Raw genomic sequence first — 22753 nt, forward strand, 5'->3', positions numbered from 1 at the left:
GCCGTTGTCGCCGCCGCCGCCGTTGTCGCCGCCGCCGCCGTTGTCGCCGCCGCCGCCGTTGTCGCCGCCGCCGCCGTTGTCGCCGCCGCCGCCGTTGTCACCGCCGCCGCCGTTGTCGCCGCCGCCATTGTTGCCGCCGCCATCATCGTCGTCAGGAGGGGGAGGGCTGCTGCCGCCGCCACCGCCGGTACCACCGCTGCCGCCAGAGCCGCCGCTGCCGCCGGAGCCGCCGCTGCCTTTTCCACCACCACTGCCTTTGGGCGGACTGGCGTCGCTGCGCTCATCTCCGCCAGTCGAGGCACCCTTTATAGTTGCTGTCGACAGTGGAGGGCACATTTTGATTTGTGCAGGTGTGAGGATTTTTGAGCGGTTAAGCGCTACGCAACAGGCCGCGAAGTTATCTTCCGTCAGCGAGCCGCATTGTTTTGCAGTCATGCGCTGTCTCTGTACCGCATTCGCGTCCGTCGTGAGAACTACTGATGCTATTGATGCTGTTGAGAGGATAAAGAAAATTCTTAATGCGGACTTGTTTAACTTAGACATTACACAACTCCAACAAATAAATATTTGAAATAAGTAGTAAATAATTCGCGTAAAGCGCGAAGCGGTCAAGTTACGAATTATTAGTAGTAGGGCCATAACATCGCCCAATTTCGGGTTAATCAACCTTGAGTTAATCCCCATTGATTATGTGTAGTTGGGCTCGGGAGCGTTACGCCCGCCGTTGGAGGGAAATTTCATGAAATTCTTCATCGCCCAGGCCGCATCTCTGTTGCTGTTCGTGATGCCGCAGGTGGCCGATGCCGGTACGACGATGAGGACCGGCGGCAAGGCTTTCGCGCCACCGGCCTTCTCCTCGTTCTGCACGCGCGAGCCGCGCCTGTGCAGCACCGGCGGTGGAAGCAAGCTGGTCGTCCTGCATCCGGAAAAGGCGAGCGAGCTGCAGCAGATCAACCGCGCGGTCAATGCGCGCATCAGGGAGCGAAGCGATCTGGCAAATGTCGGCCGGGATGACGATTGGCGCGTGCCCACGGCTTACGGTGACTGCGAGGATTTCGCCATTCTGAAGAAGCGCGAATTGCTCAAGCGCGGCTGGCCCGCATCGGCGCTGCTCTTGACGGTCGCCCGCTATCGCGGCGAGGGGCACACGGTGCTGACCGTGCGTACCAGCGAAGGCGATCTCGTCCTCGACAACATGACCAACTCGGTTCGCGACTGGTCGAGGACCCCTTATGACTATTTCGCCCGCCAGTCTCAATCGAACGGCCGCCGCTGGGAGCGGATCGACGGCGCGCAGAGGATCTGAGGCGCTACAGCGCGCGCGTCTTATGAGACACGCGGGGCGCTGTAGCACTTCGAATTGCTGCATGTTTTATCCCTAGATCGGCTCCGATTTAAGGAAACATGCAGTGGCGGCTGTCAGACGGTTCCGACAGTGCAGATGCGGGCGCAAACGCTCGTGGCCGCCTTCTCGCGGCTATCTTCTTACGGCGACGACCTGTCTTCGGCTGAACTGCGACAACTGAACGCGCCCCGATTGGTTGCCGCCGATCAGTTGTGCGGTCGACCTGGATAGGGCGGAGAGGATCCCGACGTGATAGCCGCGACCGGTGCGCACGACGATGACGTCGCCTGGACGCGCGTAGGCGAGGCGCACGGGCGCACCGAAGTGCAGCCATGAACTTGCGAAACTATAGGCTTTGGGCGGCTGTCGGCCGGACTTCCGGGCAATCATGCCCATAAAATGGCCGCACCATGGCGTGCGGGCGGGGTTTATGCCGAGGGCGGCGCGCAGCCGCCTGTTGTTCTTGACTTCATGCAATCCGGTAAATTGCTGGGCCTGGGCCAACATGCCGGCGGTAGCCGTATCAGGCATTGTAAAGGCGACATACATTGCGGCGAGAAACGCTATAACCCTCATGGCTTGAGTCTCCTTGCCATTTTTCGGTGTGCGTTCACTGCTCGAGCCGTCCGCCTCTATGCGGAGACGCTGGAAGCGAGTAAAGTGCTTTGGAATCAAAGCACTAGAACGCTATTGCGCGCTCGCTCGAACGCGCAATAGGACACCGTCGGGCTCGGCCGAGCCGAGTCCGCTCTTGTTCTGTTTCTCTATCCAGCGCGCAGAACGGTGACGTTCCCGTATTGCGTCGAACGCTGCAACACGGCCCCAACAGGCGGGCGAACCGAGAGGTTCTGGCCCAACTCTAACGAAACAAAAATTCGGTATTCCCCTGCCATCCGCTGGATAGCGAGCGGACTTTGCCGGCTGCGTGAAGCAAAATTGTGGCAATGGCTCCATTCGCGCCATTTCTCCGCGTCACGCACCTCAGAGGGCCTGTCCTGAGCAGCCGAAGCGGATCTATCCAGGATTGCGCCGATCTGTTCCAGCACCCGGATATGTGTTAATTATTTCCGGTTGTTCGGGGGCGCGGCGATGGTAAGCGCGAAGCGGAAAAAACCGCGGAAGACCGGCGGCAAGACCGCCGAGGCAGATGTGGGTGAGGGCAGCCGGAAGGCGACCAAGGACGCTGCCGGCACCGCGTCGGTGTTTCTCGAGAAAGACCCCGGAATCTGTCTCGTCTACCACGTCAAGGACGCGCAAGGCCGCTACCTGACGGACGAACAGGCCGTGCGTGCGCTGCAGTCTTCGGCCTTGCCCGCAGACACGATGGCCGCGCGCAAGGCAAGCGGCGTCCGCATCTGCGCGGACGGCGATTCCTGGATCAACATCCTTTGGCCGCTGTCGGCGCTGGCGGGCTACGCACCGACATTTTTCGATATCCTCGAGGGGCGCTACTACGCCCAGAACGTCGCCTATCCGGGTGATACGTTCGAGCAGATGCGGCAGAAGAAGGATTACCGCCAGCTCGTGAAATCCGCCTCGTTCGACTTCTTCATCTTTTCGGGTGGCGGCAACGACATCCTTGGCGGCGGCGCCCTGACGGAGCTGCTGCGGCCGCGGACCTCCGGCACGCCCGGCGATCCGAGAAGTTTTCTCCGCCTGGATGTCCTCGATCGCAAGGTGCGGTCGCTCGAGGACGGCTATAACGAGATCGCGCGCGATGTTGCGATCCTGTCGACCCCGAAGCGGACTCAGATGCTGGTCCATGGCTACGACGTTCCGACGCCGGTGGCGAACGGCCCGTGGCTGGGCCAGCCCTTCACCCGCCGCGGCTTCAACCTGACGAGCGACGGCGTGCTGATCGAACGCATTCTCACCCATCTCGTTGACCGTCTCTACGACATGCTCGAACGCATCGAGCGCGCTCAGGACAATGTCACCGTCGTCAACCTCAAGAACATCGTACAGGGGCGGTGGAACGACGAGCTCCACCCGCGGAAGGCTGCGTCGCAGGATCTGGCGCAAAAATTCATCGCGGTGATGGAACCGTCGGTGTGAAATCGGGCGGGCACGTTTCCCGGGATTTATCATCCTCTGGCCGGTCACCGGCCACGATGCGCCGCCGCCTTCCACGGCGTCATGCAGGGAGGAAAGCACAACCTCTCATCCGGATTAATCCGCGCTGAGCGCCACCGCGGGCTGGAGGCGGGAGGCGTTGCGGGCGGGCAGGAAGCCGAAGAGCAGGCCCGTGAGGAAGGAACAGGCGAAGGCGAGCGCCACGGGCCCGATGGTGAAGCTCACCGGCATGCCGAAGGTCTTGGCAAGGGCGCCGGTGCCCAGTCCGGCAGCGACCCCGATCGCTCCACCGATCGCGGAAACGACCAGCGCCTCGACGATGAACTGCACGAGGATGTCGCGCTCGCGCGCGCCGGTCGCCATGCGCACGCCGATTTCGCGTGTCCGCTCACTGACGCTGACCAGCATGATGTTCATGACGCCGATGCCGCCGACGAGCAGGGAAATCGCCGCGACCGACCCCAGGAAGAGCTTCATCGTGTTCGACGTCTCGGTGAAGGCCTCTCGCACCGATGACATGTTGGTGATCTGGGTGTCTTCCCTCTTATGCCGCTCGTTGAGCAGCGCCTGGATGCGATCCTGCGTCAGGTCGATGGCGGAAGAGTCCTTCACCTCGACGGTGATCGTGCGGATGTTGCGCTGCCCGAAGATGCGCATGCTGCCGGTCGTCAGCGGCACGAGGACCACGTCGTCCTGGTCATTGCCGCCGGCGCTGGCGCCCTTTTCGCTCATCACGCCGATCACCTGGAAAGGGATCTTGTTGACGAGCACATATTGGCCGATCGGGTCGGACCCGTCCGCAAACAGCGTCTTCACCACGGTTTCGCCAAGGACGGCGACGGGTGCGTAGCTTTCCATGTCGTTGCGGTTGATGAACTCGCCGCGGCCGATGCTCCAGGATTTCGCCGTCGTGAATTGCGGCACCGTGCCGTTGGCCGTCGTCTGGTAATCGACATTGCCACGCCTGAGCGTGACCGTGCTCGTCATTTCCGGCACGGCGAAGGCGACGTTCGGCAGCTCCAGGATCGCGTCGGCATCGGCCGGCACGAGCGTGACGTTGCTGCCGCCGGCGCTGCCGCGGAAATTGGCCATGCTTGGGCGCACAAGGAGTAGATCGGATCCCATCGAGGAGATGCGGCTCAAGACGGAGTCCTGCGCGCCGGTGCCGATCGCCAGCATGGCGACCACCGAGCCGACGCCGATGACGATGCCGAGCAGGGTGAGGATGGTGCGGAAGAGGTTGGCGCGCAAAGCCCGCATCGCCATCTTCACCGCCTCGGAGACATCGGCGATCGCGGCGAAGCCTTCGCGCGTGCGCTGGGCGAGACCGACCGCGGCCTCCGGATTGCTGCGCCCCTTCTTCGTCCGGTCGGCGATGATGCGACCGTCGTGGATTTCGATCAGCCGGTCGGCCTGTTCGGCGACTTCACGCGAATGGGTGATGACGATCACGGTGTGGCCGTTCTCGTTCATCTCGCGCAAGAGCGCCATTACCTCGTCGCCGCTCTGGCTGTCGAGCGCGCCGGTCGGCTCGTCGGCGAGGATCACGCGGCCGCCGTTCATCAGTGCCCGGGCGATCGAGACGCGCTGCTGCTGGCCGCCGGAAAGCTGGCTCGGCCGATGGTCAAGCCGCTCGCCGAGTTTCAGCGATTTCAGCAGGTCCTCGGCGCGGTCGTGCCGGTCGCGCGCAGGCATGCCGGCGTAGACGGCCGGCACCTCGACATTCTCCCTGGCGCTCGCGGTCGGGATCAGGTTGTAGGCCTGGAAGACGAAGCCGAAGGTGCGGCGGCGCAGCGCCGCCAACTCGTCGCCGTCGAAGCCGGAGACCCGTTCGCCATCGATCAGGTATTCGCCCGAGGTCGGCTGGTCGAGGCAGCCGAGAATGTTCATCAGCGTCGACTTGCCGGAGCCGGACTGGCCGATGATCGCGACGAATTCGCCGGCCTCGATATCGAGCGAGATATCGTGCAGTACCTCGACGGCGAGATCGCCGTTGAAATAGGTCTTGCTGACGTCCCTGAGCGAGAGAAGCGTGGTCATGGGCGCGCTCAGAACATCGGCGGCATGCGGATGCCGCGCGCACGGTTACCGCGGGCGCTGTCGCCCGTCGAGGCGGACGCCGCATCAACGACGACGCGGTCACCTTCCTCAAGACCGCTGACGATCTCGGCGCTGACGCGGTTGCGGATGCCGACCTCGACGGCGCGGTTCTCGGTCGCGCCCGAGGGCGTGACGACGGTCACCTGCGCCTTGCCTTCGCCGTTCGCATGGATCGCTGCGCTCGGGACGACGAGGACGTCCTTGGCCGCAGCCTCGACGAAGAAGACCTGGGCGCTCATCGACATCATCAGTTCGCCCGTCGGGTTGGGCACGTCGAAGAGGGCGTAGTACAGAACGACGTTGTTTTCCGTGTCCGGCATCGGCTGGATCTGCCGCAATTTGCCGGTGAAGCGTTTGCCGGGTTGGCCGAGCAGGGTGAAATAGGCGTCCATGCCCATCCTGAGCTTGCCGACATCAGCCTCGGAGACCTGCGCCTTCACCGTCATCGTCGAAAGATCGGCGATGGTGACGATCGTCGGCGTCGTCTGGTTGGCGTTCAAGGTCTGCCCTTCCTTGGCCGGATTGGCGACGATCGTGCCGGCCATCGGCGCATAGATCTTGGTGTAGCCGAGATCGACCTTGTCGCCGGCGAGCGTCGCCTTCTGCTTGCGGATCTGGGCCTCGATGGCTTTCACATCGGCGCCGGCGGCAGCATGATCGGCGACCGCCTGGTCAAGCGTCGATTGCGAGACGCTGTTGGTCGCGACCAGATTTCGCTGCCGCTCGATATTCGCCTGCTTCAGCACGAGCTGCGCCTTCTTCGAGACGAGCTGCGCCTCGAGATAGGCGAGTTCCGCTTGGTCGATTTCGATGCGGTTTTCGATCGTGGCCGGGTCGATCTCGGCGACGAGCTGGTTTGCCTCGACCTTGTCGCCGATCTCGACATGCAGCGATTGCAACTGGCCGGAAACCTGTGCGCCGGCATCGACGGAGTTGATGGCGTCGAGGGTGCCGACGGCGGTGACGTTGTCCTCGATGTCGCCGCGAGCGACGACCTGCGTGATCATGGCGGTCGTCGGCTCGGAGCCGTATTGGCTCCAGGCATAATAGCCGGCGCCGAGCACGGCGAGGATAACGGGCACGGCGATCCAGAGGCGCGAGCGGCGTTTCCGGCGAACCGGCGGCGCGGCTGCCGGGATGACACGCACGTTGGCGGGGGTGGGCTTGAGCGCCGTCGCCTCGTCCCTGATCGTCTTCGCTGCCTTGCTCATGGCCTCACCGCTTCGCTTCCATTCATTGCTTCTCAAAATAGAGATGAACTCGATCAGCGAAAAGCATTGAGATCATTATATTTTTGTAATGTGGGCGAGGCGCCGGCGGATGGCCGACGCCCGAAATGTCATCTTCACCAACAGCTTAGGCTGCGTCACCTTTCCGGGCCGTGAGCGTCGCGACGTCGGTGACGCAGGCATGGCGATCGGCGAGTCCGGCAAGTTCGGCGATATGCAATTGACGCGCTGTGACGACGCCTGCCGGCGAGGGCAGGTCGCGGGTGGCGCAGGCATCGCCCGCGACGGTGATCTCGTAACCGAGATCGAGCGCGGCGCGCGCCGTCGAGGACACGCAATTGTGGGTCATGAAACCGGCGATCACGACCTTGGCGCCCGAGGGGCCGACGAGGTCGGCAAGGCTGGTGCCGGAGAAGGCGTTCGGACGCGGCTTTTCGACGATCGCTTCGGTGAGGAGCGGCTTCAAGGCATCGATGAAGGCGCCCCGTTCGGCGGCACGATCGAACGGGCCGCCGGCCGCACCCTTGTGCGCGACGTGGATGATCTTTGCACCGGCCTGCCGCGCGGCGGCAAGCAGGACACCGGCGCGCCCGACGGCGGCTTCCGCGTCGACGAGCGTCAGCGGTCCGGAAAGATACTCGTTCTGATAGTCGATAAGGATCAGCGTGGTCTCGCCGAGCGCCGGTGGCGCGGGCTCGCGGCCGGCGAGAGAGAAGAGGGTAAAGGGCGAGGTCGTCATGGCGGGCTCCATTGCCTGTTCGGATGCTTCACCCTATGCTCTGCGAGACCGCCGAAGAAGTCGAAGTTTTCGGAGAAAAACCTGCATGAATGCAGAGAGCTGGGCTGACCTCGAACTGCTCGACCATATCGTTCGCGGCGGGACGCTGAGTGCGGCCGCGCGCACTCTCGGGGTCGACCAGACGACGATTGCACGCCGGCTCGCGGCGCTGGAGCGGCGGATCGGGACGGCGCTTTTCGACCGCATCGGCGGACGGCTTGCGCCGACGCCGGTGCTTGCCACGGTGCTCGATCGGCTGCGGACGATTTCGGAGGAGGCGTCGCTGTCGATGGCAGCGCTGAAGCGGGCGACGGCGGAGCTTCACGGCCACGTGCGCGTAACGAGCGTCAGCTTCGTTCTCGGCCGCATCATCGCTCCGGCGCTCTGCGACCTCGAGCGCAGCCATCCCGGCATCACCCTCGACCTCGTGGCCGATGATCAGGCGCTGAGCTTCGAGCGCCGGGAGGCGGACATTGCCGTGCGCCTCGGCCGCACCGGCGAGGACACGACCCGGATCAAGCGCATCGGCGCGATCCGCTTCCGGCTCTGCCGCCCCGCCGGCCTTCCGCCGGGCGAGCATCCGGTCGTGCGCTACCGCGATACGCTTGCGCATGTACCGGAAATGCTGGCGCTCGACCGGGCAAGACCGGCGGCCCGCGTGGTGCTCACCGCTGACAAGCTGGAGATCCTCGCCGAGGCGGCACTTGCGCTCGGCGCCGAGGTGATGCTGCCGGAACTCTCCGCCCGGCACGATCCGCGCTTCGAGATCGTCGACGAAGCGGCGGCCATGGCCGACCGACCGGTCTATCTGATGATCCATCCCGAAAGGGCGCGCGTGCCGAGCGTCGCTGCGGTCGCCGCCTTCGTCGAGGCGGCGGTGCATGGCTGGCGATCTTGAGACGGCGATGAGGTGACTACAGCGCCACGCGTCTTACCAGACGCGCAAAGGAGCAGCACTTGACTACTACTGCGCCTTGCGGGCCGCGCGGCGGATGTAGCGCCCGAAGGCTTCGAGCGTTTCTTCGCTAACGTGGTGCTCGATGCCCTCGGCGTCGATGCGAGCGGTGGCCGGACTGATGCCGAGCGCGAGGAGGAACGACACGACGATCTCGTGGCGCGCCTTCGACCTTTCGGCGATTTCCCGTCCGGCGGCGGTCAGGAAAACGCCACGGTATGGCCGCTGGACGATCAATTCTTCGGCAGCCAACCGCTTCAGCATTTTCGCGACCGTCGGCTGGGCGACGCCCAGCCTCTGTGCGATCTCGACCTGCCTTGCCTCGCCGTTGTCATCGATCAGGTCGGCAATCAGTTCGACATAGTCCTCGACGAGCTCGGTCCGGCGGTTGCTCCGGGTCTGGCGGAAGCTCTCGACCTGCGTTTCCGGGTCGATAAGGGGCATCGTGATTTCTTCGGATCGGGCTGTTTGGTCGGACATCGCATGGCTCCTCGCAGGACATCGTAGGCCTCCGTCGGAATCATAGCAACGGCTAAAAATGTCTCACCGCCTGCAAACTCCCGCGCACCGGAACGGACCCATAACTTAGCCATTGCTATATTTCCTGTCTTGTGCTTATTTTATTTGATCGTACTAACGATGGAGTGCCCGCATGACCAAATGGGGGCCGTTTGAAATCACCAGACGTGGACTGCTCTGGGGCGGCGTCACGGCCGCCGGCGGGAGCGTTATCGCTGCGAGCGGATCGTCCGTCGCTCAATCCGACCATTTGGCCGACCATCTGGCCGACCATTCGGCGCATACGGCCGCTTCACCTCTCCCGGGCCATGGTTCCGCCCACGGCGCGATGATCACCGTCGGTGAGGTCGATGAAACGCGCAATGGCTTCGAGACCGCGAAGCTGCTGACGGAGTGGGATACGGGTACCGTTTCCCGGCTGCCCGACGGCCGGGTCCTTCGTACCTTCGAGGTGGAGGGGGTCGACAAGGAAATCGAAATCGCACCCGGCATCATGTTCCCGGCGTGGACGTATAACGGGCGGGTGCCCGGCCCCTCGCTCAGGGCGACCGAGGGTGACCGGCTACGGATCGTGTTCAGGAACCTGGGTTCGCACCCTCATTCAATGCACTTCCATGGCATTCACGCGGCGCGCATGGACGGCGTTCCCGGCGCGGGCCTGATCGATCCCGGGGACGAGTTCGTGTACGAATTCGACGCGCGGCCGTTCGGCTGCCATCTCTACCACTGCCATGCGCTTCCGCTGAAGCGGCACATCCAGAAGGGCATGTACGGCCTTTTCGTCATCGATCCCGATCCCGAGAGGCACCCAGAGCTCACCGACATTGCCCGTTCCCGTCTTCTCGGCGCGCCGGAAAACGCCGAATGGCAAGAGTTCGCCATGGTGATGAACGGCTTCGACACCAATTTCGACAACGAGAACGAAGTCTATGCGGTGAACACGGTCGCGCATGCCTACATGAAGCGGCCGATCCGGATCGTGCGGGACAGGCCGGTCCGCATCTATCTCGCCAATGTCGTCGAATTCGACCCGATCAACTCGTTCCACCTGCACGGCAATTTCTTCGATTATTTCGACCAAGGAACGACCCTGACGCCGACTCTCAAGACGGTGGACCTGATCACCCAGTGCCAGGCCCAGCGCGGCATCATCGAATTTTCCTTCAAGGATCACGAGCCCGGCCTCTACATGTTCCATCCGCATCAGTCGGAGTTCACCGAACTCGGCTGGTCGGGCATGTTCGATGTCGTGGAGGCGATCGCATGAACGAGGTCTCCCGCATAGCGGCAGCCGACCCAGTCGTCCACCGGGCGCGGAAATCCCGTGCGGCGCTGCTGTGGCTCATCCTGCCGATGGCGGCGCTTGGCCTTGCGATCGTCTGGCTGGTGGCCGCGAATCCCTTGTCGCGCTTCGGTAACGGCGCGCCGCCGGTCGAGACCCTGACCTTCGAGCGGACGATCCTGTCGGATGACGGTATCCGCGTCCTCGTCCGCGCCGGCGGTTCGCAGCCGATGACGATCGCCCAGGTCCAGGTCGACGACGCCTATTGGCAGTTCACGCAGGATCCGCCGGGACCGATCAGCCGCGGGTCGACGGCCTGGATTCATTTGCCCTTCCCGTGGGTGCTGGGGGAGGCGCACGCGATCAACATCGTCACCAACACGGGGGCGACGTTCGAGCACCAAATCGCAGTCGCCGTGCCGAAGCCGGCGCACAACGCCACGAGCCTCCTGTCGCAAGCGCTGCTCGGTGTCCTTGTCGGCCTTGTCCCCGTGGCGATCGGGATGACGTTCTATCCCGCGCTCCGTGGCGTCGGCCGTGACGGCATGGATTTCCTGCTTTCGCTCACCGTCGGGCTGCTGGCGTTCCTTCTCGTCGATGCCACGCAAGAAGCATTCGAGCTTGCAGGTGAGGCCGCCGCCATCTTCCAGGGGCAGGCGATGGTCTGGCTTGCGGCGGCCGCCAGCTTCCTTCTGCTGATGGCGGTCGGCAGACGTCAGGGCGCGCCGAGCGGGCTGGCGCTTGCAACCTTCATCGCGCTCGGCATCGGCCTGCATAATCTCGGCGAAGGGCTGGCCATCGGTGCGGCCTTCGCGACAGGCGCGGCGGGTTTGGGCTCGTTCCTGGTGTTGGGGTTCATGGCGCACAACATTACCGAAGGTATCGGAATTTCGGCGCCGCTGCTGAAGAAGCGGCCGGCTCTTTGGGCTTTTGCAGCCTTGGCCTTGCTAGCCGGAGGACCCGCGGTGGTCGGCCTCTGGATCGGCAGCCTTGCCTACGCGCCACAATGGTCGGCCCTGGCTCTGTCTGTCGGAGCGGGGGCCATACTGCAGGTCATGGTCGAGGTCGCCGCCTATCTGATGCGGTCCGACGGACGTGGGACAACGGCACTCCTCGCGCCGGCCACGGTCGCAGGGCTGACGACGGGCGTCGCCTTCATGTACGGGACGGCGATGCTCGTGAAGGTCTGACCGTCGAGACGCATGGCTGGCCACCGGTTGCTGGCACTTTCCCCGCCGCATACATTTCTTCACAAAATCGCCTTGACGCTCCCGTGCCACCGCACTAAAAACATGCGAACCGTACCGTACGGTACTGACGGAGCGATGGCGAAGTGCAGGGTGTCTTGGAGAGCAGGGGGGCAAGTGCCGGAAGCGGTCTGACCGAGCGTCAGGGCGTCGTGCTCGAACAGGCGCTGAGACTGCTTGTTGACGGCGGCGAGAAGGCGCTGACGACGGCGGGCATCGCGCGGGCCGCCAATTGCTCCAAGGAAAGCCTCTACAAATGGTTCGGCGATCGTGACGGGCTGCTTTCGGCGATGATCAGCTACCAGGCGAGCAAGGTCAGGACACTCGACGTTTCCGCCGGGGCGCTGGATGCGGAGAGCCTCCGCCGGCATCTCGTTGCCTTTGCCCGGGACCTGCTAGACGTGCTTGCCGGCGACGTGTCGCTGGCGCTGAACCGGCTGGCGATCGGTCAGGCGAGCCGTGAGGGATCGAAGCTCGGCCACATGTTGCAGGAGCGCGGCCGCCGCCAGATCGGCCGGCGCGCCGGCGCGCTGCTCGAAGCCGGCCGCAAGGCGGGGCTTCTCGCCTTCGACGATGGCGAGGAGGCCTATGGTGCGCTTTACGGTCTCGTCGTTTCCGACTGGCATTTGCGGATGCTGCTCGGCGAGGAGCCAAGCGAGATGAAGAAGGGTTTCAGCCGCAGGGCGGAGCGGGCGGTCGACGCCTTTCTTACGCTCTACGGCAAGAAAGGGTAGCGGCGGGTCTCAAACGGACGCATAAGCCTTTGCGAAGATCAAAGGATCTTCCGGGTCATGCGTTCGGGCCAGCCAGTGGAACAACAGACCAGCAAAGGGAAGGATAATTCTATGCGCGTCTATTACGATCGTGATGCCGATCTCAACCTGATCAAGTCCAAGAAGGTCGCCATCGTCGGCTATGGCAGCCAGGGCCGCGCCCATGCGCTGAACCTCAAGGACTCCGGCGCCAAGGAAATCCGCATCGCGCTGAAGCCGGGCTCGGCAACCGCCGCCAAGGTCGAGGCCGACGGTCTTTCGGTGCTCTCGGTCGCGGAAGCCGCCAAGTGGGCCGACCTCATCATGATGGCGACGCCGGATGAACTGCAGGCCGACATCTACAAGGGCGAGATTGCCGACAACATCCGCGACGGTGCGGCGATCGCCTTCGCCCACGGCCTCAACGTCCATTTCGGCCTGATCGAGCCGAAGGCGTCGGTCGACGTCGTCATGATCGCGCCGAAAGGCCCGGGCCACACGGTTCGCGGCGAATACCAGAAGGGCGGCGGCGTTCCCTGCCTCGTTGCCGTTCACCAGAACGCTTCCGGCAACGCGCTCGATCTCGCGCTCTCCTACGCCTGCGGCGTCGGCGGCGGCCGCTCGGGCATCATCGAAACCAACTTCAAGGAAGAGTGCGAAACCGACCTCTTCGGCGAACAGGTCGTTCTCTGCGGCGGTCTGGTCGAACTCATCCGCGCCGGGTTCGAAACGCTGGTCGAAGCCGGATATGCCCCGGAAATGGCCTATTTCGAGTGCCTGCACGAAGTGAAGCTGATCGTCGACCTGATCTATGAAGGCGGCATCGCCAACATGAACTACTCGATCTCCAACACCGCCGAGTGGGGCGAGTACGTCACCGGCCCGCGCATCATCACCGAAGAAACCAAGGCCGAGATGAAGCGCGTTCTCAAGGACATCCAGACCGGCAAGTTCACCTCGGAATGGATGCAGGAGTACCGCTCGGGTGCCGCCCGCTTCAAGGGCATCCGCCGCGTCAACGACGCCCACCAGATCGAGGAAGTCGGCGCGAAGCTGCGCGGCATGATGCCCTGGATCGGCAAGAACAAGCTGGTCGACAAGGCGAAGAACTAAGCGAACGCGCATAACCCCGAAAAATCGCATCGATTTTCCGAAAGGTTATACGCCATTTGCAAGTGTGCCGCGTCCCTTGTGCATCCTGGATGCGTGGCGCGGCATGCCCTACCTCCCAAGAGGCAAAAGGAAGCCGGGGTGTTTTGCCTCGGCTTTCTTTTTTCGGGTGCCAGTTCGTACTCGATTTCAATGGCTTAAGCGGAGTACGAGTGGAAAACCGCTCACACTTTCCTTCCGCGCTGAGCGCTGAATTGGCCGCATCCCGGGAACAAGCCCGGCGCATGGTCCGTTTTCTGCTTGCTAAGAGCATTCCGACTGCAACTTGGTTGAGCCATAGAGCCTCCGTGTGCGCGTTGCATACGCCAGGCTGGTGCGACGGCAACTCATGCGCGGAGCCTCTCATGGAAGACTTCCTGCTGTTTGCGGTAGTCGGGTTTCTGGCCCAATTGGTCGATGGTGCTCTTGGGATGGCCTATGGGGTGATCTCTTCAACGGTGCTCCTCACCTTTGGGGTGCCGCCGGCGCAAGCATCAGCTTCAGCGCATGCCGCGGAATTGTTCACCACCGCCGCTTCGGGGTCAGGTCATCTTTATCATCGCAACATCGACTGGAAGCTGTTTCGGCGACTGATCCCGTTTGGTGTTGGCGGGGGTATACTCGGTGCTTTTGTCCTTACCTCGTTTGAGGGAAATCAGGTCAAGCCATTCGTCACCGCCTATCTCGCAGTCGTTGGGAGTTGGCTGTTGCTGCGGTCGTTTCATCGTATCCCCACCAATCCCGTGAAGCTGAGAGTTGTGGCGCCGCTCGGCGCAATCGCCGGATTTCTGGATGCGGCGGGCGGTGGCGGCTGGGGGCCTGTCGCCACCACCGGTCTGCTTGGCGCCGGTGGACAGCCGCGATACGTGATCGGGACGGTCAATGCGACCGAATTCCTGATCGCGCTTTCGGTGTCGTTGAGCTTCCTCGCCACGATTGTAACCGGCCATTGGGAGCAAGCCGTCGAATCCCGCAGTTACTTCACATCTCTCGGCGGGCTGATCACCGGGGGTGTTTTTGCGGCGCCTCTTGCAGGATGGGTCGTCAAGGCATTGCAAGAGAAAACGCTCCTGCGGCTCGTCGGCTCTCTGATCACGCTTTTGGCCGGCTACCAGACGCTCGAACTGTCCGGATGGCTCTAAATGCGCGAGGGAGCGCTGCCCTTCGGAGAGGGCCGCGCGCCCTTGCGCTTGCCGGCCCTTACATCGGCTCGTTGCCCTTCATGGCGTTGGACATGTGCGTCTTGCACTTGTCCATTTCCTTGGCGTTCATCGCCTCCTTGGCCATGGCGAGTTCCTTGTTGGCGTAGTCCTTCTTCATTGCATCGGTGATTTGGCCGACGTCGGTTTCGAGCTTTGTCATCCCCGCCTGGTCGCACTTGATATCGGCCTGTGCAAAGACGGGCGATGCAACAGCCGTGAGCATGGCAGCCGCAACCAACACTTTGTTCAACATGGTGGAACCTCCAATGTTCTTCTCTGCATGTCGCGTGCAACACGTGGAGTTCCAACCATCATGCGCCACTTCCGTTCCCTCGGCACGGGCTTGTCGCGAGCGCAAGCGGGGCCGCAAGCGCCCCGAGAGGGCGCCGGCGGCCTTGAACGAGAAGGCCTGCGAGCGTTCAGGAACGTCGATCGAGCGTTCAATCGCGATAGAAATTCCGGGGCCACTTGTGCGCGCGCAGTTTCTCGCGCGCGTCGGCGGGAAGGCCGCGTCCGTCGCCGATCGCGCAATTGCGCTCGACATTGCGAACCGAGCGCATGCCGGGGATGACGGTCGATACGGCCGGGTGGCTGAGCACGAAGCGCAGCGCCGTCTCCGCGAGCGCGTCGGGGGCGATCGCCAGGTCCTCGACGATCTTGCGTGCCCGCTGCTCGACCTCGGCCTTGCGGTCGCCGCGGAAATAATTGGCCCTGAAGTCTCCCTCCGGGAACACGGTGTCGGCGCGGATCTGGCCGGTGAGCCCGCCCTCGTCGAGCGCCACCCGCACGATCACGCCGACATTGTGCCGCTCGCAGGCCGGGAACAGCTTTTCCTCGGGCGTCTGTTCGAAGACGTTGTAGATCACCTGCACGCTGTCGACGACGCCGCTTTCGATGAGGGCCAGGGCGTTTTCCGGCTCGTAGTCGTTGATCGATACGCCGAAGAAGCGGATCTTGCCGTCCCGCTTCAGCCGCTCGACTGCCGAGAGCCAGTCGCCGCGGCCGACCCATTCGTCCGACCAGACGTGAAACTGCTGCACGTCGATGGTCTCGACGTCGAGGTTCCTGAGGCTCGTTTCGGTGCAGGCAATGACATGGTCGGCGGGGAAGCCGTCCTCGACCGGCGTGCCGGGGCGGGCCGGCCACACCCTGTTCCTGGGCGGGATCTTGGTTGCGACGTGGATCGTCTCCGAGCGTTCCTTAAGCAGCTTGCCGACCAGCCTTTCGCTGTGGCCTTCGCCATAACCGAGCGCCGTGTCGATGAAGGTGAGACCGAGGTCGATCGCCCGGTTGAGCGCGCGTGCCGACTCCTCGTCGTCGGCGCCCCGCCAGCCGCTGTTGCCGATGCCCCAGGCACCATAACCGATTTCGGAAACGCTGAGGCCGGTACGCCCGAGTGTTCTGTAGTGCATGGCTTTTCTCTCAAGTGGGATTGAACGGGGCGATCGGGAACGATCGGTTTTGCAGGTCGCCTTCTACCTAGGTTTCGGTCAAGCGAAGTCAAACAAGACAGCGGCGCGGCATTGATCGCTGTTCATGGGGGCAGGGGCTCTAGTTCCTGTCGACCGGCTTCGAGCGCATCCGCGAGACGGTTTCGCGCTCGGCGCGCTTGCAGCGTATCGGCGGCAGGCCGCGGTCCATCAGGTCCATGTCCTCGAGCACCATGTCTCCCATGCGCTTGAAAGCGACATCGAGGGCGCCGGCGCGGTGGGCCGAGCGCAGGAAGCCGGGTAGCGTTCGGACGGGGTGATCGAGGCCAAGCGGTTCCTCCGGAAAGACATCGCTGGCCGCGATGATGTGCCTGGTGCCTACCGCATCCATCAACGCCTCGAAATCCACGACGCCGGCCCGGCTGAGCAGGATGAAGGCGGCGCCTTTGCGCATCTTCGCGAAGGCGTCTGCGCCGAGGAACCCCTGGTTCTCGCTGGTGACCGAGGCGACGACGAAGACATAGTCGCTCTCGGATAGCACCTCGTCCAACGAGGCCGGCTCCACCCCATGCTCTATCAGCATCGACGGCGGCAGCCAGGGATCGAAGACCCGTGTGCGGGTGCGGAAGCCCGACAGCAGGCGGTTCAGCACCTTGCCGAGGTCGCCGAAGCCGATGATGCCGACATCTGCGCCGGAGATGAGCCGCGCCGTGCGGTTGCCGTCACCACCCCATAATTCTTCGCCTTCGCGAAACGCGAGATCCGCATCGACGATGCCGCGCGCGAGATTGATCGCCATGGCAAGGCCAAGTTCGGCCACCGGCTCGGCAAAGACCGCGCCGGTCGTTACCACATGGATGCCACGCTCGAACAACGTCTCATAGGGCATGTTGTTGATCAGGTTGGTCTCGACGTTGAAGACGCAGCGCAGCGATCGCATCCCGGCGAGCAATTCGCCCGAAATCGGTGGTTGGCCGATGATGTAGCGGGCCGCGGCGAGAACGTCGGCCGGCAGCGCGGCAATGTCCCGGTCGGTCGTCTCAACGATCCGGTAGCCGGCACGAAGGCGCGCGAGCGAAGGCGGGGTGAAAATGAGGTCGAGCGTACGCGGTTCCGGCGCGCTGATCACCAGCGGCAGCGAATTGTCGGACATGGCTTCTTCCTCCCGGTCGGCTCCTTCCGATGCATTCGGTACATGTACCGCTGACGCACAGGTTGTACGCCGAATGAAACGATTTACAATATGGAAAAATCGATTTATCGCTTGTTGTGCGACACTCGGCAGACTGCTTGCTCTCGGGAGGAGAGGATGGTTCATCGGGAAGCGCATGCGCGGCGGCCGTCGATCCACGACGTGGCGAATAGCGCCGGCGTCTCTGCCGCGACGGTGTCGAAAGTCCTGCAAGGTGTCGCGACGGTGAAGCCCGAGAACGTCCAGCGCGTATTCGACGCGGTGGAACTGCTCGGCTATCGCGTCGATCCGCTCGCCTCGGACCTGAGGCGCGCCAAGCGCCGCATCATCGGTGCAATCGTTCCGGAATTCGAAAGCGAATTCTTCGGCTCCGTGATCACGCAGCTGGAGCGGCTGGCCGAACAGCGCGGCTATGCGCTCGTCGCGGCGTCGAGCCGGGAGTCGGAAACGCGCGAAAAGGAAATCCTCGCCCGCATGCACGACTGGCGCGTCTCCGGCGTCGTGCTGGCGCCGGTGCGCAACGAGCACGGACCGGCGGCAGGGTTCATGAAGAAGAACGGCATGACCGGTGTGCTGATCGACCGGGTGCTTGCGGACGATGCCTTCGACACGGTTTCGGCCGACAGTGTTTCGGCGAGCGCGGAGGTGGCGCGCGAGCTCGTTGAAAGGGGCCACCGCCATATCCTCGTGCTGGGGCTCGGCGAACAGGCGGCGACCGTCAGGGCCCGGCTGGACAGTTTTCGTGAGAGCGCGCTCCAGCTTGCCCCCGATACCCGCGTCGACGTGATCCTTTCGGAAAGCGATGTCGAGCCGCTGCGATCTTCGCTGCGGGATTATTTCGCCAAGGGCGAGCGGCCGACCGCCGTCTATTCGCTGTTCCTGAGGGGCACGCTGGTCGCGCTCAGCGAATTCCGCCGGCGCGGCTGGCATTGCCCGAACGACATTTCCCTCGTCGGCTTCGACGATGCTGAGTGGATGCAGGTGACGTGGCCGGCGATTGCGGCGGTCGTGCAACCGGTGCGGCAGATCGCCATCGAGGCGATGGACGTGCTGTTTCGCCGGATCGAAGGGGAAGGGGGGCCGCCGATGGCGCGGCTCGAACCATGCAAGGTCTTGATGCGGGAATCCGTTGGGTCGCCAGGTAGCGGACCGCATTCCGGGGGAGGAAAACGGCAATGACCCCGATTGTCGAAGACGGAAGGCAAGCGCCGGATCTGGCTGGAACTCACGGTGCGTGACATCAACTGGAGGAAACGATGCAACCATTTGTCGCAAAGATAAATCGATTTACTTTGGCGTTGGGCGTTGCAATGGCCTTCGCCGCGCCTGCCGTCGCCCAAGACGGCGAATACGGCGTCCTGATGAAAACGCTCGCCAATCCGTTCTGGGGCGCCATGAGCCAGGGGGTCGAGGACGGTGCCAAGGAAGCCGGTGTGAAATATTTCCTGCAAGCAGCCGAAAGCGATCAGGCGGCCGAGCCGCAGCTCAATCTCTGCAACACGATGCTGGAACGCAAGCCGGTGGCGATGATCACCGCCGCGATCAACTCGACCAACCTCCTGCCGTGCCTCAAGGCGGCGCAGGATGCGGGTATCAAGGTTGTCGATCTCGACGGCAACCTCGATCAGGCCGTGCTCGACAAGGAGGGCATAAAGATCACCTTCCGCATCGGCTCGGACAACGTCGCGGCGGGCGCGCAGGGCGCCGATTATCTCGTCGAGAAGCTCGGCAAGGAGGCCAAGGGGCCAGTGCTGGTGATCGAGGGGCTGTCGGGCAACGTCACCGGGCAGAGGCGCGCTCAAGGCTTTGCAGCACGGCTGAAAGAACTGGCGCCCGGCCTCGAGGTCGTCGCCTCGCTTCCCGGCGACTGGGACCGCGGCAAGGCGGCTTCGATCACCAACGACATCCTGACACGCAACCCGGACCTCGTCGGCATTTTCGCCGCCAATGACGGCATGGCGCTCGGCGCAGTCGAGGCGGTCTATGCCGCCGGCAAGGGCGATCAGGTGACGATCATCGGCGTGGACGGCAATTCCGACGCAGTGAAGTCGATTAAGGACGGCCGGCTCAACGCCTCGGTCGCCCAGCTTCCCTATCTCGTCGGAAAACAGGCGGTCGAGAACGTGAAGAAGGCAATCGCCGGCGAAAGCGTGACGGCGGACATCGCCGTGCCGACGCTGGTGCTGACCAAGGATGTGCTCGATGCCGGCAAGGAGCCGATGCTTCAATACGTCAAGTGAGCTTTGCCGAACCCGGCTGGCGCGCCATACTGCGCCGGCCGCCTTTTGTAGTGGGTGGGAACCATGGCACATGAAACGGCGCAGCCCGGGCTTTGGGCGCGGGCGCAACGAACATCGGTCGAGCAACTGCACATACGGCTGGAATCCTTCATCGTCCTGATCGTGCTCAGCGCCGTCATGGCCGTCCTGTCGCCGTTCTTCCTGTCGCTCAGCAATTTTCTGAACATCCTGCTTGCCACCTCGACGATCGGCGTGCTGGCGATCGCCGCGACTTACGTCATCGGATCCGGCGGGCTTGACCTGTCGCTCGGATCGGTGATGGGGCTTTCCGGTGTGGCGGGCGCCTATGTCGCCGTCAATCTCGGCGCGCCTTCGCCCGTGGGGCTTGCCGCCTGCATCCTTGCCGGGTCGGCCGCCGGTTATGTCAACGGCCAGCTGATCACGCGCGCCTTCGTCCCGGCCTTCATCGTCACGCTCGGCATGCTGGGGCTTGCCCGCGGGCTTGCGCTCGTCATTTCCGACGGCCGGGTGATCTACGGCCTGCCGGCCTTGATGGTCTATGTCGGCCAGGGGCGGCCGCTTGGCATTCCGATGCCGGTGATCATCTTCGTCATCACCGCAATCGTCGCCCATTGCGTGCTCGCCTATTCGAAATTCGGCCGGCACACCATGGCGCTCGGGGATTCCGAAAGTGCCGCGCGCGCCGCCGGTATCCGCGTCGAGCGGCACAGGCGTATCCTCTACACGCTTTCCGGCGCGCTCGCCGGGCTTGCCGGCATGCTGTTCATGGCCCGCATCAACTCCGGCGATCCGACGGCGGGCCTCAATTACGAACTGACGGCGATCACCGCGGCCATCATCGGCGGCACCAATCTCTTCGGCGGCCGCGGCTCCATTCTCGGCACCATGATCGGCGCGCTGATCATGGGCGTGCTGCAGAACGGGCTCAACCTGCTTGCGGTGCAATCCTATTACCAGCAGATGGCGATCGGCGCGGTGCTGATCCTCGCGGTCTTCATCGACCAGTATCAGGTGCGCAAGGAGAGCCGTGTATGACCCTTCTCACGCTTTCCGGCATCCGCAAGAGCTTTGGCGCGGTCGACGTGCTGCATGGCGTCGATCTCGCCGTCGAGAAGGGCGAGGTGGTCGGCCTCGTCGGCGACAACGGTGCCGGCAAGTCGACGCTGATGAAGACGATCACCGGCATCTACCGGGCCGATGCCGGCTCGATCGAGTTCGACGGCACGGACGTGCTGCCACTCGACCCAGGCGCGCGGCGCGAACTCGGCATCGAGATGATCTATCAGGACCTGTCGCTGGCAAAACAGCAGGACGTGGCGAGCAATATCTTCCTCGGCCGCGAACCGACGCGAAAACTGTTCGGGCTGTTTCCCGGCTTCATCGACAAGGCGCGGATGGACCGCGAGGCGGCAAGCATGATCGCGCGGCTCGGCGCCCACCTGCCGTCGATAAACCGCTCGGTCGGCTCCTTTTCGGGCGGCCAGCAGCAGACCGTGGCGATCGCCCGGGCGCTCACCTTCAATCCGAAGCTCGTCATCATGGACGAGCCGACCGCAGCCCTTGCGGTGCGCGAGGTGCAGGGCGTGCTCGACCTCATCCGCCGGCTGAAATCGGAGGGCATCGCCGTGATCCTGATCTCCCACCGGCTGAACGACGTGCTTGCCGTCACCGACCGCATCGTCGTCCTGCGACACGGGCGGGCCGACGCAAATCTTGCCACCGCCAGAACCAACATGAGCGAGGTCGTCAGCCGCATCGTCGGCGGCGGCGACCTTTCGGCTGCGGCCATGCACGAACAACGGGGCTGACTTCATGAGTACCTTCGGACTGCACACTTTCGCGATCGCGCCTGTCTGGGATCTCTCGCGCATCGAGCCGCAAATGGATCGCCTCAAGGAGCTCGGCATCGGGCTCCTGGAAATTCCGCTGCTGAGGCCGAGGGAAATCGACACGCGGCGGACGCGGGCCTTCGCCGGCCATTATGGCGTCGAGCTGATACCGTCGCTCGGACTGCCGCGGGCGCTCGATATCGTAGCACATCCGCAGGACGGGCTCGATTTCCTGGAGCCGGCATTCCGGGTATGCGAGGAGATCGGCAGCTTCGGGCTCGCCGGCGTCACCTATGGCTCGATCGGCAAGACCACGGGCCGCGCAGCGACGACCAGGGAGATCGACGGCATGTGCCGATTTCTCGAGCGGGCGGCGAAGGCGGCAAGGTCGCACGGCGTGAAGCTCGGCATCGAACCCTGCAACCGCTACGAGACTCATCTCATCAACCGCGGTATCGACGCCGCGCGGATCATCGAGCGGATCGGTGCCGACAATCTTTTCATCCATCTCGACACCTATCATATGCATATCGAGGAGGAGAGCTTTGGCGCCGGGTTCGAAGCGGCGGCGCCCTATCTCGGATATGTGCATGTCTCCGAGGCCAACCGCGGCGTGCCGGGACGCGGCATGCTGAACTGGCAGGCCTGCATGAAGGCGATCGCCGACATCGGCTACGAGGGTCCGATCACGCTCGAGAGCATGAACCATGTCGACCAGGACATCGCCGGCGGGCTGGCAATCTGGCGGCCGGTCGCCGAAGACCCGCGCGATGTCATCGAGGTCGGCTTGCCGTTCCTGCGCGAGACGGCGCGGGCGGCCGGTCTGCAACTGGGCTGATGGCTCGGGCAGATTGAAGCCCAACCCCAGCGGCGCACCGCCGCCGCTTGAGCCGTGTGCTCGCGCCGCATCCCCCAACCGTGAGTGGCCGACGGTCGCGAGGATCGTCGGGTTCCAAAGATTTTCAGCACTCCCTGTCCCGGGCACGACTTCAAAAACGCGGCTGCTACGTTACTTACAACGGCGTCCAGTCGCATTGCCTAACGGGGAGGCGAACAATGAGTGCCGGTCCCTGGAACGAGTGTGTCGTCGTGAGGTCTGGCGAAGGCGGTTTGGCATTCGTGTCGACCACAAGCGAGGCTCTCGCCCTGCTGCAGGAGGCTTGGCCGCAGCGAAGGGGACCCGCCTATTACGCTGCTGTTGCCGCATGCGAGGAGGTGTTGAGCGGCCATCTGCCGGCTTACGTCGCCCGGATCACATTTCTTGATGCATCAAGGGAGGCGGGTATCGCCGTTGCGCCTTAGGTCGGGTGCGAGGCAAGGCGACCGATTTTGCGCTTCGGCCTTTCGGAAAGATTTGAAAATGTTCGGCATTTCCTGCATCTTTCCCCCTCTCAGACAAATCCGTCAGGC

The 22753-nt window shown here is 63.7% G+C and carries 22 protein-coding genes and 1 pseudogene; 14 read left to right on the forward strand and 9 right to left on the reverse strand.

Features of this window, described 5'->3' with window-relative positions:
- Positions 1 to 543: pseudogene (locus tag QN222_RS28880) on the reverse strand (hypothetical protein); the annotation flags it as partial.
- Between the two features lie 196 nt (positions 544 to 739).
- Between QN222_RS28880 and QN222_RS28885 the strand changes: the two are divergent.
- Positions 740 to 1306, forward strand: coding sequence for a transglutaminase-like cysteine peptidase (locus QN222_RS28885; RefSeq protein WP_283963695.1), 567 nt, complete (start codon positions 740 to 742; stop codon positions 1304 to 1306).
- A 171-nt stretch (positions 1307 to 1477) separates the two neighbouring features.
- Here the strand turns inward: QN222_RS28885 and QN222_RS28890 are convergent, their stop codons facing one another.
- On the reverse strand, positions 1478 to 1921 hold the full coding sequence (locus tag QN222_RS28890; protein ID WP_180938301.1) for a TIGR02594 family protein: 444 nt from the start codon (positions 1919 to 1921) through the stop codon (positions 1478 to 1480).
- 513 nt (positions 1922 to 2434) lie between these two features.
- On the opposite strand from QN222_RS28890, the gene QN222_RS28895 reads away from it, so the two are divergent.
- Positions 2435 to 3400: a hypothetical protein gene (locus QN222_RS28895; RefSeq protein ID WP_283963694.1), complete on the forward strand. Its 966-nt coding sequence runs from the start codon at positions 2435 to 2437 to the stop codon at positions 3398 to 3400.
- Between the two features lie 114 nt (positions 3401 to 3514).
- Here the strand turns inward: QN222_RS28895 and QN222_RS28900 are convergent, their stop codons facing one another.
- From QN222_RS28900 to QN222_RS28910, 3 genes are all read right to left on the reverse strand, one after another.
- Positions 3515 to 5458, reverse strand: a complete 1944-nt coding sequence (locus QN222_RS28900) for a MacB family efflux pump subunit (protein ID WP_283963693.1) — start codon at positions 5456 to 5458, stop codon at positions 3515 to 3517.
- An 8-nt stretch (positions 5459 to 5466) separates the two neighbouring features.
- A complete protein-coding gene (macA, locus tag QN222_RS28905; protein ID WP_283963692.1) occupies positions 5467 to 6729 on the reverse strand; it encodes a macrolide transporter subunit MacA in 1263 nt (420 codons plus the stop codon).
- Between the two features lie 145 nt (positions 6730 to 6874).
- Entirely contained in the window at positions 6875 to 7486 is a 612-nt protein-coding gene (locus tag QN222_RS28910; protein ID WP_283963691.1) for a cysteine hydrolase family protein, read from the reverse strand.
- Positions 7487 to 7571: 85 nt separating this feature from the next.
- On the opposite strand from QN222_RS28910, the gene QN222_RS28915 reads away from it, so the two are divergent.
- Positions 7572 to 8423: a LysR family transcriptional regulator gene (locus QN222_RS28915; RefSeq protein ID WP_283963690.1), complete on the forward strand. Its 852-nt coding sequence runs from the start codon at positions 7572 to 7574 to the stop codon at positions 8421 to 8423.
- Between the two features lie 66 nt (positions 8424 to 8489).
- Here QN222_RS28915 and mntR read toward each other — a convergent pair whose 3' ends face one another.
- Positions 8490 to 8960, reverse strand: coding sequence for a manganese-binding transcriptional regulator MntR (gene mntR / locus QN222_RS28920; protein ID WP_283963689.1), 471 nt, complete (start codon positions 8958 to 8960; stop codon positions 8490 to 8492).
- Between the two features lie 172 nt (positions 8961 to 9132).
- Between mntR and QN222_RS28925 the strand changes: the two genes are divergently transcribed.
- From QN222_RS28925 to QN222_RS28945, 5 genes are all read left to right on the forward strand, one after another.
- The gene (locus QN222_RS28925; RefSeq protein WP_283963688.1) at positions 9133 to 10266 is read left to right on the forward strand and encodes a multicopper oxidase domain-containing protein; all 1134 of its coding nucleotides are present in this window, start codon (positions 9133 to 9135) and stop codon (positions 10264 to 10266) included.
- Positions 10263 to 11471 carry a metal transporter gene (locus QN222_RS28930; protein ID WP_283963687.1) on the forward strand — a complete coding sequence of 403 codons (1209 nt, stop codon included), beginning with the start codon at positions 10263 to 10265 and terminating at the stop codon, positions 11469 to 11471. The genes QN222_RS28925 and QN222_RS28930 overlap by 4 nt, the downstream gene beginning before the upstream one ends.
- A 143-nt stretch (positions 11472 to 11614) precedes the next feature.
- Positions 11615 to 12262 carry a TetR/AcrR family transcriptional regulator gene (locus QN222_RS28935; RefSeq protein WP_283963686.1) on the forward strand — a complete coding sequence of 216 codons (648 nt, stop codon included), beginning with the start codon at positions 11615 to 11617 and terminating at the stop codon, positions 12260 to 12262.
- Between the two features lie 57 nt (positions 12263 to 12319).
- A complete protein-coding gene (gene ilvC, locus QN222_RS28940; protein WP_283963685.1) occupies positions 12320 to 13393 on the forward strand; it encodes a ketol-acid reductoisomerase in 1074 nt (357 codons plus the stop codon).
- A 401-nt stretch (positions 13394 to 13794) separates the two neighbouring features.
- A complete protein-coding gene (locus QN222_RS28945; RefSeq protein ID WP_283963684.1) occupies positions 13795 to 14571 on the forward strand; it encodes a sulfite exporter TauE/SafE family protein in 777 nt (258 codons plus the stop codon).
- Positions 14572 to 14629: 58 nt separating this feature from the next.
- Here the strand turns inward: QN222_RS28945 and QN222_RS28950 are convergent, their stop codons facing one another.
- From QN222_RS28950 to QN222_RS28960, 3 genes are all read right to left on the reverse strand, one after another.
- The gene (locus tag QN222_RS28950) at positions 14630 to 14884 is read right to left on the reverse strand and encodes a hypothetical protein (RefSeq protein ID WP_283963683.1); all 255 of its coding nucleotides are present in this window, start codon (positions 14882 to 14884) and stop codon (positions 14630 to 14632) included.
- A 187-nt stretch (positions 14885 to 15071) separates the two neighbouring features.
- Positions 15072 to 16043: an aldo/keto reductase gene (locus tag QN222_RS28955; RefSeq protein ID WP_283963682.1), complete on the reverse strand. Its 972-nt coding sequence runs from the start codon at positions 16041 to 16043 to the stop codon at positions 15072 to 15074.
- Between the two features lie 139 nt (positions 16044 to 16182).
- Positions 16183 to 17214 carry a hydroxyacid dehydrogenase gene (locus tag QN222_RS28960; protein WP_283963681.1) on the reverse strand — a complete coding sequence of 344 codons (1032 nt, stop codon included), beginning with the start codon at positions 17212 to 17214 and terminating at the stop codon, positions 16183 to 16185.
- A gap of 156 nt (positions 17215 to 17370) precedes the next feature.
- Between QN222_RS28960 and QN222_RS28965 the strand changes: the two genes are divergently transcribed.
- The 6 genes from QN222_RS28965 (at position 17371) to QN222_RS28990 (ending at position 22645) form a co-directional block, all read left to right on the forward strand.
- The gene (locus QN222_RS28965) at positions 17371 to 18432 is read left to right on the forward strand and encodes a LacI family DNA-binding transcriptional regulator (RefSeq protein ID WP_283963680.1); all 1062 of its coding nucleotides are present in this window, start codon (positions 17371 to 17373) and stop codon (positions 18430 to 18432) included.
- 131 nt (positions 18433 to 18563) lie between these two features.
- Positions 18564 to 19493 carry a substrate-binding domain-containing protein gene (locus QN222_RS28970; protein ID WP_284005730.1) on the forward strand — a complete coding sequence of 310 codons (930 nt, stop codon included), beginning with the start codon at positions 18564 to 18566 and terminating at the stop codon, positions 19491 to 19493.
- A gap of 63 nt (positions 19494 to 19556) precedes the next feature.
- On the forward strand, positions 19557 to 20549 hold the full coding sequence (locus tag QN222_RS28975) for an ABC transporter permease (RefSeq protein ID WP_284005731.1): 993 nt from the start codon (positions 19557 to 19559) through the stop codon (positions 20547 to 20549).
- The gene (locus QN222_RS28980; protein ID WP_283963698.1) at positions 20546 to 21322 is read left to right on the forward strand and encodes an ATP-binding cassette domain-containing protein; all 777 of its coding nucleotides are present in this window, start codon (positions 20546 to 20548) and stop codon (positions 21320 to 21322) included. The genes QN222_RS28975 and QN222_RS28980 overlap by 4 nt, the downstream gene beginning before the upstream one ends.
- A 4-nt stretch (positions 21323 to 21326) precedes the next feature.
- Positions 21327 to 22181: a sugar phosphate isomerase/epimerase family protein gene (locus QN222_RS28985; protein ID WP_283963677.1), complete on the forward strand. Its 855-nt coding sequence runs from the start codon at positions 21327 to 21329 to the stop codon at positions 22179 to 22181.
- A 218-nt stretch (positions 22182 to 22399) separates the two neighbouring features.
- A complete protein-coding gene (locus QN222_RS28990) occupies positions 22400 to 22645 on the forward strand; it encodes a DUF982 domain-containing protein (protein ID WP_283963676.1) in 246 nt (81 codons plus the stop codon).
- Positions 22646 to 22753 lie beyond the last annotated feature (108 nt).

Origin of the sequence: Sinorhizobium sp. 6-70 (assembly GCF_030124375.1) — a bacterium.
Lineage (GTDB): Bacteria > Pseudomonadota > Alphaproteobacteria > Rhizobiales > Rhizobiaceae > Sinorhizobium.

Coding starts and splice junctions, on each gene's coding strand:
- QN222_RS28885 (WP_283963695.1), top strand. CDS start 740: ATGAAATTCTTCATCGCCCAGGCCGCATCTCTGTTGCTGTTCGTGATG.
- QN222_RS28890 (WP_180938301.1), bottom strand. CDS start 1,921: ATGAGGGTTATAGCGTTTCTCGCCGCAATGTATGTCGCCTTTACAATG.
- QN222_RS28895 (WP_283963694.1), top strand. CDS start 2,435: ATGGTAAGCGCGAAGCGGAAAAAACCGCGGAAGACCGGCGGCAAGACC.
- QN222_RS28900 (WP_283963693.1), bottom strand. CDS start 5,458: ATGACCACGCTTCTCTCGCTCAGGGACGTCAGCAAGACCTATTTCAAC.
- macA (WP_283963692.1), bottom strand. CDS start 6,729: ATGAGCAAGGCAGCGAAGACGATCAGGGACGAGGCGACGGCGCTCAAG.
- QN222_RS28910 (WP_283963691.1), bottom strand. CDS start 7,486: ATGACGACCTCGCCCTTTACCCTCTTCTCTCTCGCCGGCCGCGAGCCC.
- QN222_RS28915 (WP_283963690.1), top strand. CDS start 7,572: ATGAATGCAGAGAGCTGGGCTGACCTCGAACTGCTCGACCATATCGTT.
- mntR (WP_283963689.1), bottom strand. CDS start 8,960: ATGTCCGACCAAACAGCCCGATCCGAAGAAATCACGATGCCCCTTATC.
- QN222_RS28925 (WP_283963688.1), top strand. CDS start 9,133: ATGACCAAATGGGGGCCGTTTGAAATCACCAGACGTGGACTGCTCTGG.
- QN222_RS28930 (WP_283963687.1), top strand. CDS start 10,263: ATGAACGAGGTCTCCCGCATAGCGGCAGCCGACCCAGTCGTCCACCGG.
- ilvC (WP_283963685.1), top strand. CDS start 12,320: ATGCGTTCGGGCCAGCCAGTGGAACAACAGACCAGCAAAGGGAAGGAT.
- QN222_RS28945 (WP_283963684.1), top strand. CDS start 13,795: ATGGAAGACTTCCTGCTGTTTGCGGTAGTCGGGTTTCTGGCCCAATTG.
- QN222_RS28950 (WP_283963683.1), bottom strand. CDS start 14,884: ATGTTGAACAAAGTGTTGGTTGCGGCTGCCATGCTCACGGCTGTTGCA.
- QN222_RS28955 (WP_283963682.1), bottom strand. CDS start 16,043: ATGCACTACAGAACACTCGGGCGTACCGGCCTCAGCGTTTCCGAAATC.
- QN222_RS28960 (WP_283963681.1), bottom strand. CDS start 17,214: ATGTCCGACAATTCGCTGCCGCTGGTGATCAGCGCGCCGGAACCGCGT.
- QN222_RS28965 (WP_283963680.1), top strand. CDS start 17,371: ATGGTTCATCGGGAAGCGCATGCGCGGCGGCCGTCGATCCACGACGTG.
- QN222_RS28970 (WP_284005730.1), top strand. CDS start 18,564: ATGGCCTTCGCCGCGCCTGCCGTCGCCCAAGACGGCGAATACGGCGTC.
- QN222_RS28975 (WP_284005731.1), top strand. CDS start 19,557: ATGGCACATGAAACGGCGCAGCCCGGGCTTTGGGCGCGGGCGCAACGA.
- QN222_RS28980 (WP_283963698.1), top strand. CDS start 20,546: ATGACCCTTCTCACGCTTTCCGGCATCCGCAAGAGCTTTGGCGCGGTC.
- QN222_RS28985 (WP_283963677.1), top strand. CDS start 21,327: ATGAGTACCTTCGGACTGCACACTTTCGCGATCGCGCCTGTCTGGGAT.
- QN222_RS28990 (WP_283963676.1), top strand. CDS start 22,400: ATGAGTGCCGGTCCCTGGAACGAGTGTGTCGTCGTGAGGTCTGGCGAA.